This is a genomic window from Pseudomonas sp. Marseille-Q7302 (assembly GCF_965111925.1).
In genome coordinates this window covers 1,427,161-1,439,998 of the sequence record NZ_CBCOPK010000001.1, presented here as the reverse complement: position 1 = coordinate 1,439,998, position 12,838 = coordinate 1,427,161, and the positions used below count along the sequence as shown (strand labels likewise).

At 65.5% G+C, this 12,838-nt stretch carries 12 protein-coding genes; 5 read left to right on the top strand and 7 right to left on the bottom strand.

The features are described 5' to 3' along the window. Positions 1-48: 48 nt before the first annotated feature. A complete protein-coding gene (mreB, locus tag ACWPW1_RS06620) occupies positions 49-1,092 on the bottom strand; it encodes a rod shape-determining protein MreB (RefSeq protein ID WP_059314013.1) in 1,044 nt (347 codons plus the stop codon). A gap of 231 nt (positions 1,093-1,323) precedes the next feature. On the opposite strand from mreB, the gene gatC reads away from it, so the two are divergent. From gatC to ACWPW1_RS06600, 4 genes are all read left to right on the top strand, one after another. Next, a complete protein-coding gene (gene gatC / locus ACWPW1_RS06615) occupies positions 1,324-1,611 on the top strand; it encodes an Asp-tRNA(Asn)/Glu-tRNA(Gln) amidotransferase subunit GatC (protein ID WP_059314012.1) in 288 nt (95 codons plus the stop codon). An 8-nt stretch (positions 1,612-1,619) separates the two neighbouring features. Beyond that, positions 1,620-3,071, top strand: coding sequence for an Asp-tRNA(Asn)/Glu-tRNA(Gln) amidotransferase subunit GatA (gene gatA, locus ACWPW1_RS06610; protein WP_454252612.1), 1,452 nt, complete (start codon positions 1,620-1,622; stop codon positions 3,069-3,071). Between the two features lie 14 nt (positions 3,072-3,085). Beyond that, complete coding sequence (gene gatB, locus ACWPW1_RS06605; protein ID WP_323148912.1) at positions 3,086-4,534, top strand: Asp-tRNA(Asn)/Glu-tRNA(Gln) amidotransferase subunit GatB; 1,449 nt, start codon at positions 3,086-3,088, stop codon at positions 4,532-4,534. Positions 4,535-4,623: 89 nt separating this feature from the next. Continuing rightward, positions 4,624-5,022, top strand: coding sequence for a septal ring lytic transglycosylase RlpA family protein (locus ACWPW1_RS06600; RefSeq protein WP_271654189.1), 399 nt, complete (start codon positions 4,624-4,626; stop codon positions 5,020-5,022). Positions 5,023-5,037: 15 nt separating this feature from the next. Here the strand turns inward: ACWPW1_RS06600 and ACWPW1_RS06595 are convergent, their stop codons facing one another. The 6 genes from ACWPW1_RS06595 to ACWPW1_RS06570 form a co-directional block, all read right to left on the bottom strand. Further along, positions 5,038-6,057: an alginate lyase family protein gene (locus ACWPW1_RS06595; protein WP_271654188.1), complete on the bottom strand. Its 1,020-nt coding sequence runs from the start codon at positions 6,055-6,057 to the stop codon at positions 5,038-5,040. Positions 6,058-6,334: 277 nt separating this feature from the next. Continuing rightward, complete coding sequence (gene kdgD, locus ACWPW1_RS06590) at positions 6,335-7,246, bottom strand: 5-dehydro-4-deoxyglucarate dehydratase (protein ID WP_017642389.1); 912 nt, start codon at positions 7,244-7,246, stop codon at positions 6,335-6,337. 133 nt (positions 7,247-7,379) lie between these two features. Next, positions 7,380-8,132: an FCD domain-containing protein gene (locus ACWPW1_RS06585; RefSeq protein ID WP_434776025.1), complete on the bottom strand. Its 753-nt coding sequence runs from the start codon at positions 8,130-8,132 to the stop codon at positions 7,380-7,382. 83 nt (positions 8,133-8,215) lie between these two features. Further along, positions 8,216-9,949: an SbmA/BacA-like family transporter gene (locus ACWPW1_RS06580; RefSeq protein WP_434776024.1), complete on the bottom strand. Its 1,734-nt coding sequence runs from the start codon at positions 9,947-9,949 to the stop codon at positions 8,216-8,218. A 122-nt stretch (positions 9,950-10,071) separates the two neighbouring features. Then, on the bottom strand, positions 10,072-10,632 hold the full coding sequence (locus ACWPW1_RS06575) for a response regulator transcription factor (RefSeq protein WP_059314005.1): 561 nt from the start codon (positions 10,630-10,632) through the stop codon (positions 10,072-10,074). Positions 10,633-10,648: 16 nt separating this feature from the next. Then, positions 10,649-11,908, bottom strand: a complete 1,260-nt coding sequence (locus ACWPW1_RS06570) for an ATP-binding protein (protein ID WP_059314004.1) — start codon at positions 11,906-11,908, stop codon at positions 10,649-10,651. A gap of 179 nt (positions 11,909-12,087) precedes the next feature. On the opposite strand from ACWPW1_RS06570, the gene ACWPW1_RS06565 reads away from it, so the two are divergent. Then, entirely contained in the window at positions 12,088-12,795 is a 708-nt protein-coding gene (locus ACWPW1_RS06565; protein WP_271654186.1) for an SIMPL domain-containing protein, read from the top strand. Positions 12,796-12,838: the final 43 nt, after the last annotated feature.

Genomic DNA, 12,838 nt, shown 5'->3' with positions numbered 1-12,838 from the left:
CCCGGTAGCCTGGGGCGACCGGAGCGGGGCCTGTAGCCTGGAACTGCCTTATTCGGTGGACAGCAGGTCCATGGCGTGGCGATCCATCATTTCCAGCGCCTTGCCGCCGCCCCGGGCCACGCAGGTCAGCGGGTCTTCGGCGACGATCACCGGCAGGCCGGTTTCCAGCGCCAGCAGCTTGTCCAGGTCGCGCAGCAGAGCGCCACCACCGGTGAGCACCAGGCCACGCTCGGCGATGTCGGACGCCAGCTCCGGCGGCGACTGCTCCAGGCAGCTCTTGACCGCCTGGACGATGGTCGCCAGGGATTCCTGCATGGCTTCGAGCACCTCGTTGGAATTGAGGGTGAAGCTGCGCGGGACGCCTTCGGCCAGGTTGCGACCCCGGACATCGATCTCGCGGACCTCGCCGCCCGGGTAGGCGGTGCCGATTTCCTGCTTGATGCGCTCGGCGGTGGATTCGCCGATCAGGCTGCCGTAGTTGCGGCGCACGTAGGTGACGATGGCTTCGTCGAAGCGATCACCGCCGACGCGGACGGACTCGGCATAGACCACACCGTTCAGGGAGATCAGCGCGATCTCGGTGGTGCCACCACCGATGTCGACGACCATGGAACCATGGGCTTCCTCGACCGGCAGACCGGCGCCAATGGCTGCGGCCATCGGCTCCTCGATCAGGAACACCTCACGGGCACCCGCGCCGAGCGCGGATTCACGGATGGCGCGGCGCTCGACCTGGGTCGACTTGCAGGGCACGCAGATCAGCACCCGCGGACTGGGCTGCAGGAAGCTGTTCTCGTGCACCTTGTTGATAAAGTATTGCAACATCTTTTCGCAGACGCTGAAGTCGGCAATGACGCCGTCCTTCATCGGACGGATGGCGGCAATGTTGCCCGGGGTGCGACCCAGCATGCGCTTGGCGTCGGTACCGACGGCGACCACGCTCTTCTGGTTGCTACTGCCGTGGGTGCGGATGGCGACCACCGACGGCTCGTTCAGCACGATGCCGCGCTCGCGGACGTAAATCAGAGTGTTGGCGGTCCCCAGGTCGATCGACAGATCGCTGGAGAACATGCCACGCAATTTCTTGAACATGAGGTGACCCTAGGCGGTGACAAGCAGGCACGCGACAGGACAAACGTGCGGGTAAAAAAGTGCGGCAGACTCTAACAATCGCGGGGATTTAGGGCAAGGCGCCGATATGCTAGATTGAGAGCTTTTCCGGGCCGTTAAGCCCCCGTTCAACGCGGCGCCCGACCCGCCAGCCCGTCTCCAGCATACGCGGCCGCCAACTGGGTCACGCCGCCTTCCTGCTTGGAGAAGCCGATGGCGCTCGAACGCACCGACGTCGAAAAGATCGCTCACCTGGCCCGCCTGGGTCTCGACGAGGCGGATCTCGCCGCTACCACCGCTACCCTCAACGATATCCTCGGCCTCGTCGACCAGATGCAGGCCGTGGACACCGCGGACATCGCCCCCCTTGCCCACCCGCTGGAAGCCACCCAGCGCCTGCGGCCCGACCAGGCTACCGAAGGCGACCGGCGCGCGGCCTACCAGGCCATCGCCCCGGCCGTGGAAGCCGGGCTGTACCTGGTTCCCAAGGTGATCGAGTGAGACACGACATGCATCAGCTGACCCTGACCGAGATCGCCGCCGCCCTGGCCGCGAAGGACTTTTCCGCCGAAGAACTGACCGGCGAGCTGCTGCGACGGATCGAGCAGCTCGATCCCCAGCTCAACAGTTTCATCACCGTGACCGCCGAGCAGGCCCTGGAACAGGCGCGCGCTGCCGATGCCCGCCGCGCCGCCGGCGAGACGGGCGCCCTGCTGGGCGCGCCCCTCGCCCACAAGGACCTATTCTGCACCCAGGGCGTGCTGACCAGCTGCGGCTCGAAGATCCTCACTGGCTTCAAGGCACCCTACGACGCCACCGTGGTGGAGAGGCTGGCCGCGGCCGGCACCGTCTCCCTCGGCAAGCTGAACATGGACGAATTCGCCATGGGTTCGGCCAACGAATCCAGCCACTACGGCCCGGTGAAGAATCCCTGGGACGTCACCCGGGTGCCTGGCGGCTCTTCCGGCGGCTCCGCCGCTGCCGTGGCCGCGCGGCTGTTGCCGGCTGCCACCGGCACCGACACCGGCGGCTCGATCCGCCAGCCGGCGGCCCTGACCAACCTTACCGGCATCAAGCCTACCTACGGCCGTGTCTCGCGCTGGGGCATGATCGCCTACGCCTCCAGCCTCGACCAGGGCGGTCCGCTGGCACGCACCGCCGAGGACTGCGCCCTGCTCTTGCAGGCCATGGCCGGCTTCGACCCCAAGGATTCCACCAGCGTCGACCAGCCGGTGGACGACTACCGTGCCGCCCTGCAGCAGCCGCTGACCGGCCTGCGCATCGGCCTGCCAAGGGAATACTTCGGCGCCGGTCTCGATGCCCGCATCGGTGAGAAGGTACTGGCCGTGGTCGAGGAGCTGAAGAAGCTCGGTGCCACCGTCAAGGACATCTCCCTGCCCAACCTGCAGCACGCCATCCCGGCCTACTACGTCATCGCCCCGGCCGAGGCCAGCTCCAACCTGTCGCGCTTCGACGGCGTGCGCTTCGGCTATCGCTGCGAAAATCCGGTCAACCTGGAAGATCTCTACAAGAGATCCCGCGGCGAAGGCTTCGGCGCCGAGGTGAAGCGCCGCATCATGGTCGGCACCTACGCCCTGTCGGCTGGCTACTACGACGCCTATTACCTCAAGGCGCAGCGCATCCGCCGGCTGATCAAGAACGACTTTGTCGCGGCCTTCGCCGAGGTCGACGTCATCCTCGGCCCGACCACGCCGAACCTGGCCTGGAAGCTCGGCGAAAAGGGTGGTGACCCGGTCTCCGCCTATCTCGAAGACATCTACACCATCACTGCCAACCTCGCCGGCATCCCCGGCTTGTCGATGCCGGCCGGCTTCGTCGATGGCCTGCCGGTGGGCGTGCAACTGCTCGGCAACTATTTCCAGGAAGGCCGTCTACTCAACGTCGCCCACCAGTACCAGCAGGTCAGCGACTGGCATCGCCAGGCGCCGAGCGGCTTCTGAGGAAGGATAGAGACATGCAATGGGAAACCGTGATCGGGCTTGAGATCCACGCTCAGCTCAGCACCCAATCGAAGATTTTCTCCGGCAGCGCCACCAGCTTCGGCGCCGAGCCCAACGCCCACGCCAGCCTGGTCGACCTGGGCATGCCCGGCACCCTGCCGGTGCTCAACGCCGAGGCCGTGCGCATGGCCTGCAAGTTCGGTCTGGCCATCGATGCCGAGATCGCCGAGCGCAACGTCTTCGCGCGCAAGAACTACTTCTACCCGGACCTGCCCAAGGGCTACCAGACCAGCCAGATGGATCATCCCATCGTCGGCAAGGGCCACCTGGACATCACCCTGGAAGACGGCACCGTCAAGCGTATCGGCATCACCCGCGCGCACCTGGAAGAGGACGCCGGCAAGAGCCTGCACGAAGACTTCCACGGCATGAGCGGCATCGACCTGAACCGCGCCGGCACCCCCCTGCTGGAGATCGTCTCCGAGCCGGACATCCGCAGCGCCAAGGAAGCCGTGGCCTACGTCAAGGCCATCCACGCCCTGGTGCGCTACCTGGGTATCTGCGACGGCAACATGGCCGAGGGCTCGCTGCGTTGCGACTGCAACGTCTCGGTGCGCCCCAAGGGTCAGGAAGCCTTCGGCACCCGCGCCGAGATCAAGAACGTCAACTCCTTCCGCTTCATCGAGAAGGCCATCAACCACGAGGTTCAGCGCCAGATCGAACTCATCGAGGATGGTGGCAAGGTGGTGCAGGAAACCCGCCTGTACGATCCCAACAAGGACGAGACCCGCTCCATGCGGAGCAAGGAAGAAGCCAACGACTACCGTTACTTCCCCTGTCCCGACCTGCTGCCGGTCGTGATCGAGCCAGCCTTCCTCGCCGAGGTGCGCAGCCAGTTGCCTGAGCTGCCGACCGAAAAGCGCGACCGCTTCCAGCGTGAGTACGGCCTGTCGGTCTATGACGCCAGCGTGTTGTCCGCCAGCCGCGAGCTGGCCGACTACTTCGAGGAAGTCCAGCGGGTGAGCGGCGATGCCAAGCTGGCCGCCAACTGGGTGATGGGCGACCTGTCCAGCCTGCTCAACAAGCAGGACCTGGAGATCGGCCAGGCACCGGTGAGCGCGGCCCAGCTGGGCGGCCTGATCCTGCGCATCAAGGACGACACCATCTCCGGCAAGATCGCCAAGATGGTGTTCGAAGCCCTGGCCGCCGGCGAAGGCGAGAGCGCCGATGCCATCATCGAAGCCAAGGGCCTCAAGCAGGTCACCGACAGCGGCGCCATCGAGGCCATGCTGGACGAGGTCCTGGCCGCCAATGCCGCCCAGGTCGAGCAATACCGCGCCAGCGACGAAGCCAAGCGCGGCAAGATGTTCGGCTTCTTCGTCGGCCAGGCGATGAAGGCTTCCAAGGGCAAGGCCAACCCCGGCCAGGTCAACCAGTTGCTCAAGCAGAAACTGGAAGGCTGACGGCAGTCGCACGGGGTAACGGACCGGGGCTGACAGTCTCGGTTCGAGCCCTTAAGCTGCTGCCGGTCGTTTTGCCAGGAGGCATCGAGATGCATCGGATCCACCGCGTTGGACTGCTGTCGCTGGTCCTGCTGTTCGCCGGTTGCGCCAGTCATGAGAGCTTCCCGCCACCGCTGTCCTCCAGCGCGGCCCATGACTATCAGGACACCGGCATGGCGTCCTTCTACTCCAAGTGGCACGCCGGCCGCCGTACCGCCAGCGGCGAGAAGTACGACCCCAACGCCCTGACCGCCGCCCATCGCACCCTGCCTTTCGGTACCCGCGTCCAGGTCACCAACCTGGCCAACGGCCGCAGCGTGGTGGTCCGCATCAATGATCGCGGCCCGACGGTGCGCCGGCGGGTGATCGACCTGTCGCGCAGCGCGGCCGATCGGCTCGATATGGTGGCCGACGGGACCTCCAGGGTCAGCATCCGCAGCCTGGACTGAGACTCTCAGGTCGGGCTAGCCCTGACAGGCCGGGGCATAGGCCCACAGCATCCGCGGTGGCGCGGCAGCAAGCTTCTGGGCGATGGCTACGTAGCGCGGGTCAAGCAGACTGGCCGACCAGTACAGCGTCCTGGCGCCTTTCGGATCCCAGACCCCCGCATAGCCTGGCAGCCCGGCCTCGGCCCGCTGCACATCGAAGCGCACCGTCGTATGGCGGAATTCTTCATGGCTGCGCTGGCCTTGCGCATAGGGCAGCAGCCAGTCGAGCGTCGCGGCCAGAGTCTGCCCTTCGCGGCCCGGCAGCCGTAGCCAGTCCTCGCCACGCCCCCGGGCCACTGCGGCAGCCAGCACCAGCGGTTCGAGATCGTAGACGACATAGTGCAAGGCATCGCGCTCGCTGAAGTCGAGCACCTCGCCATCGGGTTTGATGTTGACCGCCAGCTGGGTGACGAAGGCCGCCCGCGCCCGGGCAAACAGTGCCCGGTCATCCAGGGCGCTGGCCGCCAGGGTCACCAGCTTGATCCTGTGGCTCTGCCAGTTGTTGCTCCAGACGCCCCGGTCATCGCCGCGGTGCGCCTCCATTTGCTGCAGATACCCCTGAGCCAGTGCCTCGATGAAGGCGCGGGTGCGCCGGGCCATTGGCGCCGGAAGGTTCGTCGCGGTCAACCGATAGGCCGCGATGAGCATGCCCAGGTTGGTCTCGTCGATGGGTTGGAAGCTGGGCCGATATAACGGTATCCAGGCATCGAGATAGCCTGCCAGCCGCGCCAGGGCCGCGGCATCGTGGTTATCTCGCCAGGCCAGCGCCAAGTCGAGCATATAGCCGAAATCGCGTACGGCCGCCGTGGACTGATCGTGGATGCCCGTATGAGGCAGCGTCCCCGCGGTATGGATGATCGGCAGCGCCTGGGGCGCGGGAGCTGGAGGGTTGCCGACCGCCCGCGTCAGCGCAGCGGCCGAGGGCGGCTTGGCGGCCAGGCAGGTCGCATGCCCGGGCGTCGCGGCGAGGGCGAGAAACAGCAGGGCGGCACTCATGACAGGGACCCTCTGGCTGGACGTTGCTCAAGAAGCGCCTGCACCAAGGCACCAGCTCCCCCTACCCTAACGGCTTCGCGACCCAGGCGCGGCATGCAATCCAGTCTGCCCACCCGCCCTTAGGATCGCCTTAAGCCAGGCGAGCCTCGCCACCCCAGGGCCTTGGGCGCTCTACCGGCGCCTTGAGACGCGGGCAGAAAAAAGCCCGCGACCAGACAACTGGTCGCGGGCAAGCAACTGAGGAGAGGTACTTGATAGCCCTCTCAGGCGCTGGACCTTACTGCGGGCCGAGCTTGTCCATCAGTGCAGCCAGCTGCTCGTACTCGTCCTGCTTGAGATCGGTCAGCGGGGTGCGTACGGGACCGGCATCGTAACCGGCGATCTTGGCACCCGCCTTGACGATGCTCACGGCGTAGCCGGCGCAGCGGTTGCGGATCTCCAGGTACGGCAGGAAGAAGTCGTCGATCAGCTTGCCGACAGCCTCGTGGTCGTCACGGGCGATGGCTTCGTAGAACTGCACGGCGGTCTTGGGCACGAAGTTGAATACGGCCGACGAATAGACCGGTACGCCCAGCGCCTTGTAGGCGGCGGCATAGACTTCGGCGGTTGGCAGACCGCCCAGGTAGCTGAAGCGATCACCCAGACGGCGGCGGATGGCGACCATCAGCTCGATGTCACCCAGGCCGTCCTTGTAGCCGATCAGGTTAGGGCAACGCTCGGCCAGCTGCTCCAGATGATGGGGCTGCAGGCGGCAGACGTTGCGATTGTAGACCACCACGCCGATCTTGACCGATTTGCAGACGGCCTCGACATGGGCGGCGACACCGTCCTGACTGGCTTCGGTCAGGTAGTGCGGCAGCAGCAGCAGACCCTTGGCACCCAGGCGCTCGGCTTCCTGGGCATAGGCGATGGCCTGGCGAGTGGAGCCGCCGACGCCAGCGAGAATCGGCACGCTGCCCTGGCAGGTGTCCACGGCGGTCTTGATGATGCCGCTGTATTCGCTGGCTTCCAGCGAGAAGAATTCACCGGTGCCGCCAGCCGCGAACAGCGCGGTAGCGCCGTAGGGGGCCAGCCACTCCAGGCGCTTGGCATAGGTATCGGGACGGAAGTCGCCGTTGGCATCGAAGTCGGTCAGCGGGAAGGACAGCAGACCGGAAGAGAGGACGTGTTTGAGTTCTTGTGGAGTCATCTTGAGTGCCTCGGCGTAGGTTGGACTGAGGTGCGGCGCGTCCGCTACCTGTTGTAAGTCATCGTACAACCTCTCTTGTGGAAGGGGCAAGCCCCTACCATGAAAATGCGTATCGCCAGGTTAATGCCTGGTTTCACGCCCCTTCCGCCTGACGCTCCATCTCTTCATGAGCGCGTCTCAGGCGCTCGCGACTGTTGCTCAGGTGCAAACGCATGGCCGAACGAGCCGCCTCAAGATCACCGTCTTCGATGGCCTGGACGATGGCTTCATGCTCGGCGTCCAGCCGGCTCTGGTAGCGCTGCTGGTCATCGTGGGCGAGATAGGCGGAATTGAGTCGGGTACGGGGAATCAGCACCGTGCCGAGGTAACCCATGATGTCGCTGAAATAGCGATTGCCGGTGGAGCTGGCGATCAACAGGTGCAACTCCAGGTCGGCGCTTACCGCGCGGTCGGGCTGCTCGACACCGGTGCGCATGTTTTCCAGCAAGGTCCACATCGCCTGCAATTGCTCGGCGGAACGGCGCTGGGCCGCGAGACCGGCTGCCTCGACTTCCAGGCTGATGCGCAATTCGAGCATCGCCAGGACGTCCTTGAGGGTGGTGATGGTCGCCAGATCGATTGGCAGCGGCGACTCGGGGCGTCGCTCCAGCACGAAGGTGCCTATGCCGTGACGGGTCTCCACATAGCCGCCGGCCTGCAGTCGGGAGATGGCCTCGCGTACCACGGTGCGGCTCACGCCTTGGGCCTGCATGATGGCCGATTCCGTGGGGAGCTTGTCGCCTGGCTGAAACTGGCCATCGCCGATCTGCTGGATCAGCACCGCGACGACCTCTTCTGCCAGGCTACGGGGTCTTTTTCGGGGGCGGGATACGGTGGGGGCTGACATGGATTCTCGTACCGATTGAAGGGACTCTGGAATCATAGCACCCACCTCCTCCCAAACGCCCTATTTAGACCGCTCGGTCCATATCAAGACACGTCCACTACCGCTCTAGGGCGCAGCTCTTGGTCCTCCAGCAGCAAATGGCGACGGTGGTAGGCCCTCAGGCTGGGCCGGTGCCCGACGCTGACCAGGGTAAGGCCAGGATTCTCGGCCAGCAGGCGTTCATAGAGAAGGCGCTCGTCCGCCTCGCTCAGCGCCGAGCTGGCCTCGTCGAGGAACAGCCACTCGGGGGCATAGAGCAGCGCCCGCGCCAGGGCCACCCGCTGCTGCTCGCCGGGCGACAGGGTCCGCTCCCAATGGCGGGCTTCGTCCAGATGCTCAAGAAGGTGCTCCAGGCGGCACAGCTGCAGCACCTCCGTCAGGCGTGCGTCGGAGTAGGCATCGGCGGCTTGCGGATAGGCCAGCGCCTCGCGCAGGGAGCCGATGGGCAGATAGGGTTGCTGTGGCAGGAAGAGCTGGCGTCCGGCCGGCACGGCGATATCGCCCTGCCCCTGCCGCCAGAGTCCGGCCAGGGCGCGCAACAGGGTGCTCTTGCCGCTGCCCGAGGCGCCTTCGATCAGCAGGTGCTCGCCACGGGTGATGCGCAGATCGGTGGGGTGTAGCAGCAGCCGGCCGGCGGCGCTCAGGGTAAGGCTCTCCAGCAGCAGCTCCTGGTCGCCGGTACGCGGCACCAGCACTTCGGATTCCTGGCCCAGTTCGGCCATGGTTTCGCGGAAGGTAAGCAGGCGATCGGAGATGGCGCGCCAGGATGCCAGGCTGACGTAGGCGTCGACGAACCAGCTCAGACTTTCCTGAACGTTGCCGAAGGCCGAGTTGATCTGCATCAGGTCGCCCAGCTGGATCTTGCCCGAGAAATAGCGCGGCGCCGCCAGCACGAAGCCGGCAACGATGGCGATCTGGCTGTAGCCGGCGGTAAAGAAGGTCAGGCGCTTGGTGTAGTTCATCAGCAGGTGGTAGTTGCCCCAGACATAGCCGAAACGCTCCAGCAGGCGTTGCTGCTCGTTGGCCTCGCCACGGAACAAGGCCACGCTTTCGGCCTTCTCGCGAACCCTGATCAGACCGAAACGCAGATCGGCTTCGTAGCGCTGCTGCTGGTTGTACAGGCCGATCAGCCGTCGACCGATGAGATGGGTCAGCCAGGTGCCGATGGTGGCGTAGATCAGCGCGGCCCAGAACATGTAGGCCGGAATGGTGATGCCAAACAGGGTGATGTCGCCGGAAATGCCGAACAGGATGACGCTGAAGGACACCAGGCTGACCACGGTACGGATGAAACCAAGTCCTAGGGTCAGGGTGGTTTCGGCGAAGTCGCGGATGTCTTCGGTGAGGCGCTGGTCGGGGTTGTCCGCGCCGCCTTCGCGTTCGAGATGATAGTAGTTGCGATCGGACAGCCAGAGCCCGAAGTGCTTTTCGGTCAGCCAGCGGCGCCAGTTGATGGTCAGCGCCTGGGTCAGGTACAGCCGGTACACCGCCAGCAGGATGGCCGTGGTCGCCAGGCCGCAGAAATACAGCATCAGGCGGATGAAGGCGGCGAGATCACGATTCTGCAGGGCATCGTAGAAATAGCGATACCAGGTATTGAGGGCCACCGACAGGCCTACTCCGGCCAGGGACAGGGCGATGACCACGGACAGCAGAAGCCAGGCCTTGCCCTTCTCCTCACTGCGCCAGTAGGGGGTGATCAGGGCCCAGACACGGGCAAGAAAATGCCCGCGGGAAGCTCCATAGACGGAGGGTACGGGTACGGCGGATTCGGACATGCTCGGACTCTCAAGGACTGCTCAACGAGACGCTTGCACAGCCTATGCCGAGATGCCTGAACGGAGTCTGACTGAAACAATGTAACACTCATCGCCCCCGGCCCGTGGACGATGAGGCTCGCTCAGCGGCGTACGGGGCGCTTCTGCAGCTTGCGCTGCAGGGTCCGGCGGTGCATGCCCAGGGCACGGGCAGTCGCCGAGATGTTGCCTTCGTGCTCGGCCAGCACCCGCTGGATGTGCTCCCACTGCAGACGGTCCACCGACATGGGATTGTCCGGCACCAGGGTGTCGAGGTCGGCGTGCTGGGCGAGCAAGGCGGCCAGGACGTCGTCGGCATCGGCCGGCTTGCACAGGTAGTTGGTGGCGCCGCGCTTGATGGCTTCCACGGCGGTGGCGATGCTGGAATAGCCGGTCAGCAGCACCACGCGCATCTCCGGATGCAGTTCCAGCAGCTTGGGCAGCAGCACCAGGCCGGAGTCGCCTTCCATCTTCAGGTCGAGCACCGCGTAGTCCGGCAGGTCGTCCTTGGCCAATTGCAGGCCTTCCTCGGCGCTGTCGGCGATGGATACCCGCAGGCCACGGCGATCCATGGCCCGGGCCATGACCCGGGTGAAGGTGGGGTCGTCGTCCACCAGCAGGATGTGGGGCTGGTCGTCGAAACCGCTGTTGAGGTCGTCAGTCATAGAATTCTCCAGGCATTCACGCCAAGGCGTAGTGCCGCGGCAGGCGCAATTCGGTCAGGGTGCCGCCTTCTTCGTGATTGTAGAGCTTCACCGTGCCACCAGCACGGGTGACGCTGGCCTGGCTGAGGAACAGCCCCAGCCCGAAGCCCTTGCCCTTGGTGGTGAAAAAGGGCTTGCCAAGCTGCTCGGCGATGGCCAGGGGCACGCCGGCCCCGTGGTCACGGATCGACAGGCACAGCTCGCGAGCATCCCAGTGCAGGCGGATGGCCAGGTCTTCCGGGCAAGCATCGGCGGCATTGTTGAGTAGATTCAGCAGTGCCTGGGTAAGTTCGACCGGCGGCGTCAGGCGTGGCGGCGTGCCCAGGCTGACCACCTCGAAGCGATAGGTGGCTTCCGGCCGCATCAGGTGCCAGCGATCCATGGTCGCCTCCAGCCATTCCACCGCGGTCTGCTCCTGCACGGTCTGGCGCCGGTCGGCCTCGGCAGCGCGTACCAGTTGCTGCAGGGTCTGCTTGCATTGCCCGACCTGCACCTGCAACAGCGCCAGGTCCTCGCTCAGGGTCGGCTGATCGGCGTGCTCCTGCTGCAATTCCTTGAGCAGCACGCTCATGGTGGACAGCGGGGTACCCAGTTCATGGGCGGCCCCGGCCGCCTGGGTGGCGACCGCCAGCAACTGCTGGTCGCGCATGGCCTGCTCGCGGCGTTGGGCCTGCAGGTTCTCCTGCTCACGCAGGGCGGTGGCCATCCGCGCGACGAACAGGGTGATGACGGCGGCGGACAGGGCGAAGCTCAGCCACATGCCATAGCTCAGCACCGCACCGTCGTTGGCCACCAGCAGATGCAGCGGCTCATAGGAGAGCAGCATCAGCGAGAAGACCACCAGGGTCAGGGCCGCCAATACCAGGGTGTAGAGCCAGGGCAATGTGGCCGCGGCGATGGTCAGGGGCACCAGGTAATAGGAGGCGAAGGGGTTGGTCGGCCCGCCGGCGAAATACAGCAGCGCGCTGTGGATGGCCAGGTCGCAGCCCAGGTGCGCGGCATATTCCTGCTCGGTGACCGGCCAGGGGCGGGTCAGTCGCAGGGCGGCGAACAGGCAGAGTACCGCGGAGACGCCCAGGGTGATGGCCAGGGCCGTCCAGGGCAGCTGGACGATGCCCGACAGCCGGGCGATGCCCACCGAGCCAGCCTGGGCGGCCAGCACCAGCACGCGGATGAGAACCAGGCGCCCGAGATTCTGGCGATTGGCGGACAACCATTGAACGGGCAAGGAGAACATGCGAGGTTCCAGGCGCAAGAAACGATCGAGACGGCGGGCCCCAGAGGGGCGTGTCCGTCAGAGCAGACCCGGCATTATAGCGAGCCCCGTCCGCCTTCAGCCGCAGACGCGGCAATGCGACGCACCATCCGCCGGGCCTGAGGTCCCAAGGCTTTCGTACTGCCAATCAGGAGAACACCATGACCTTTTCCCTACGCCCACTCGTGCTGGGCGCCGCCCTGTTCAGCGCCGCGCTCGCCACCGGCGCCCAGGCCGACGAGCCGCGTTACAACCAGATTAGCCTGAGGGCCGAGGTCAGTCGCGAAGTGCCGCGTGATCGCATGCAGGTCATGCTCTATACCGAGAGTCAGGGCCAGGATCCGGCAGCCTTGGCCAGCGACACCACCAAGACCCTCAATGCAGCCCTGGAAGAAGCCCGCAAGGTCAAAGGCGTGGATGTCTCCCTGGGCAATCGCAACACCTACCCGGTCTACGAAGACCAGGGCCGTGCCATCAATGCCTGGCGCGAACGCGGCGAGCTGCGTCTGGAAAGCGCGGATTTCGCCGCCCTGTCCAAGCTGACCGGCGAGCTGCTGGGCACGCTGAAGATGGGCAACCTGCAATTCACCATCGCCGATGGCACCCGCAAGCAGCAGGAGGATGCCCTGTTCAAGGACGCCGTGGCCGCCTTCAAGGCCCGCGCCCAGCTGGCGACCGACGCCCTCGGGGGCTCGGGCTATCGCATCGTCAATCTGGACTTGGGCACCAGTGGCGTTCCCCAACCGCTGCCGATGCTGCGCATGTCGGCGATGAAGGCCGCCAGTGACGCCGTGACCCCGGATGTCGCCCCGGGTACGACCACCGTCGAAGTGACGGCAGGCGGTACCATCGAAGTACAGATGCCCTGATCTAGTGCAGAAAAGTAACAATGCTGTATCGGCGCGCACTTTT

Coding starts and splice junctions, on each gene's coding strand:
- ACWPW1_RS06585 (WP_434776025.1), bottom strand. CDS start 8,132: ATGTCAGCCCCCACCGTATCCCGCCCCCGAAAAAGACCCCGTAGCCTG.
- mreB (WP_059314013.1), bottom strand. CDS start 1,092: ATGTTCAAGAAATTGCGTGGCATGTTCTCCAGCGATCTGTCGATCGAC.
- kdgD (WP_017642389.1), bottom strand. CDS start 7,246: ATGACTCCACAAGAACTCAAACACGTCCTCTCTTCCGGTCTGCTGTCC.
- ACWPW1_RS06580 (WP_434776024.1), bottom strand. CDS start 9,949: ATGTCCGAATCCGCCGTACCCGTACCCTCCGTCTATGGAGCTTCCCGC.
- gatC (WP_059314012.1), top strand. CDS start 1,324: ATGGCGCTCGAACGCACCGACGTCGAAAAGATCGCTCACCTGGCCCGC.
- ACWPW1_RS06570 (WP_059314004.1), bottom strand. CDS start 11,908: ATGTTCTCCTTGCCCGTTCAATGGTTGTCCGCCAATCGCCAGAATCTC.
- ACWPW1_RS06575 (WP_059314005.1), bottom strand. CDS start 10,632: ATGACTGACGACCTCAACAGCGGTTTCGACGACCAGCCCCACATCCTG.
- ACWPW1_RS06595 (WP_271654188.1), bottom strand. CDS start 6,057: ATGAGTGCCGCCCTGCTGTTTCTCGCCCTCGCCGCGACGCCCGGGCAT.
- ACWPW1_RS06565 (WP_271654186.1), top strand. CDS start 12,088: ATGACCTTTTCCCTACGCCCACTCGTGCTGGGCGCCGCCCTGTTCAGC.
- gatB (WP_323148912.1), top strand. CDS start 3,086: ATGCAATGGGAAACCGTGATCGGGCTTGAGATCCACGCTCAGCTCAGC.
- ACWPW1_RS06600 (WP_271654189.1), top strand. CDS start 4,624: ATGCATCGGATCCACCGCGTTGGACTGCTGTCGCTGGTCCTGCTGTTC.
- gatA (WP_454252612.1), top strand. CDS start 1,620: ATGCATCAGCTGACCCTGACCGAGATCGCCGCCGCCCTGGCCGCGAAG.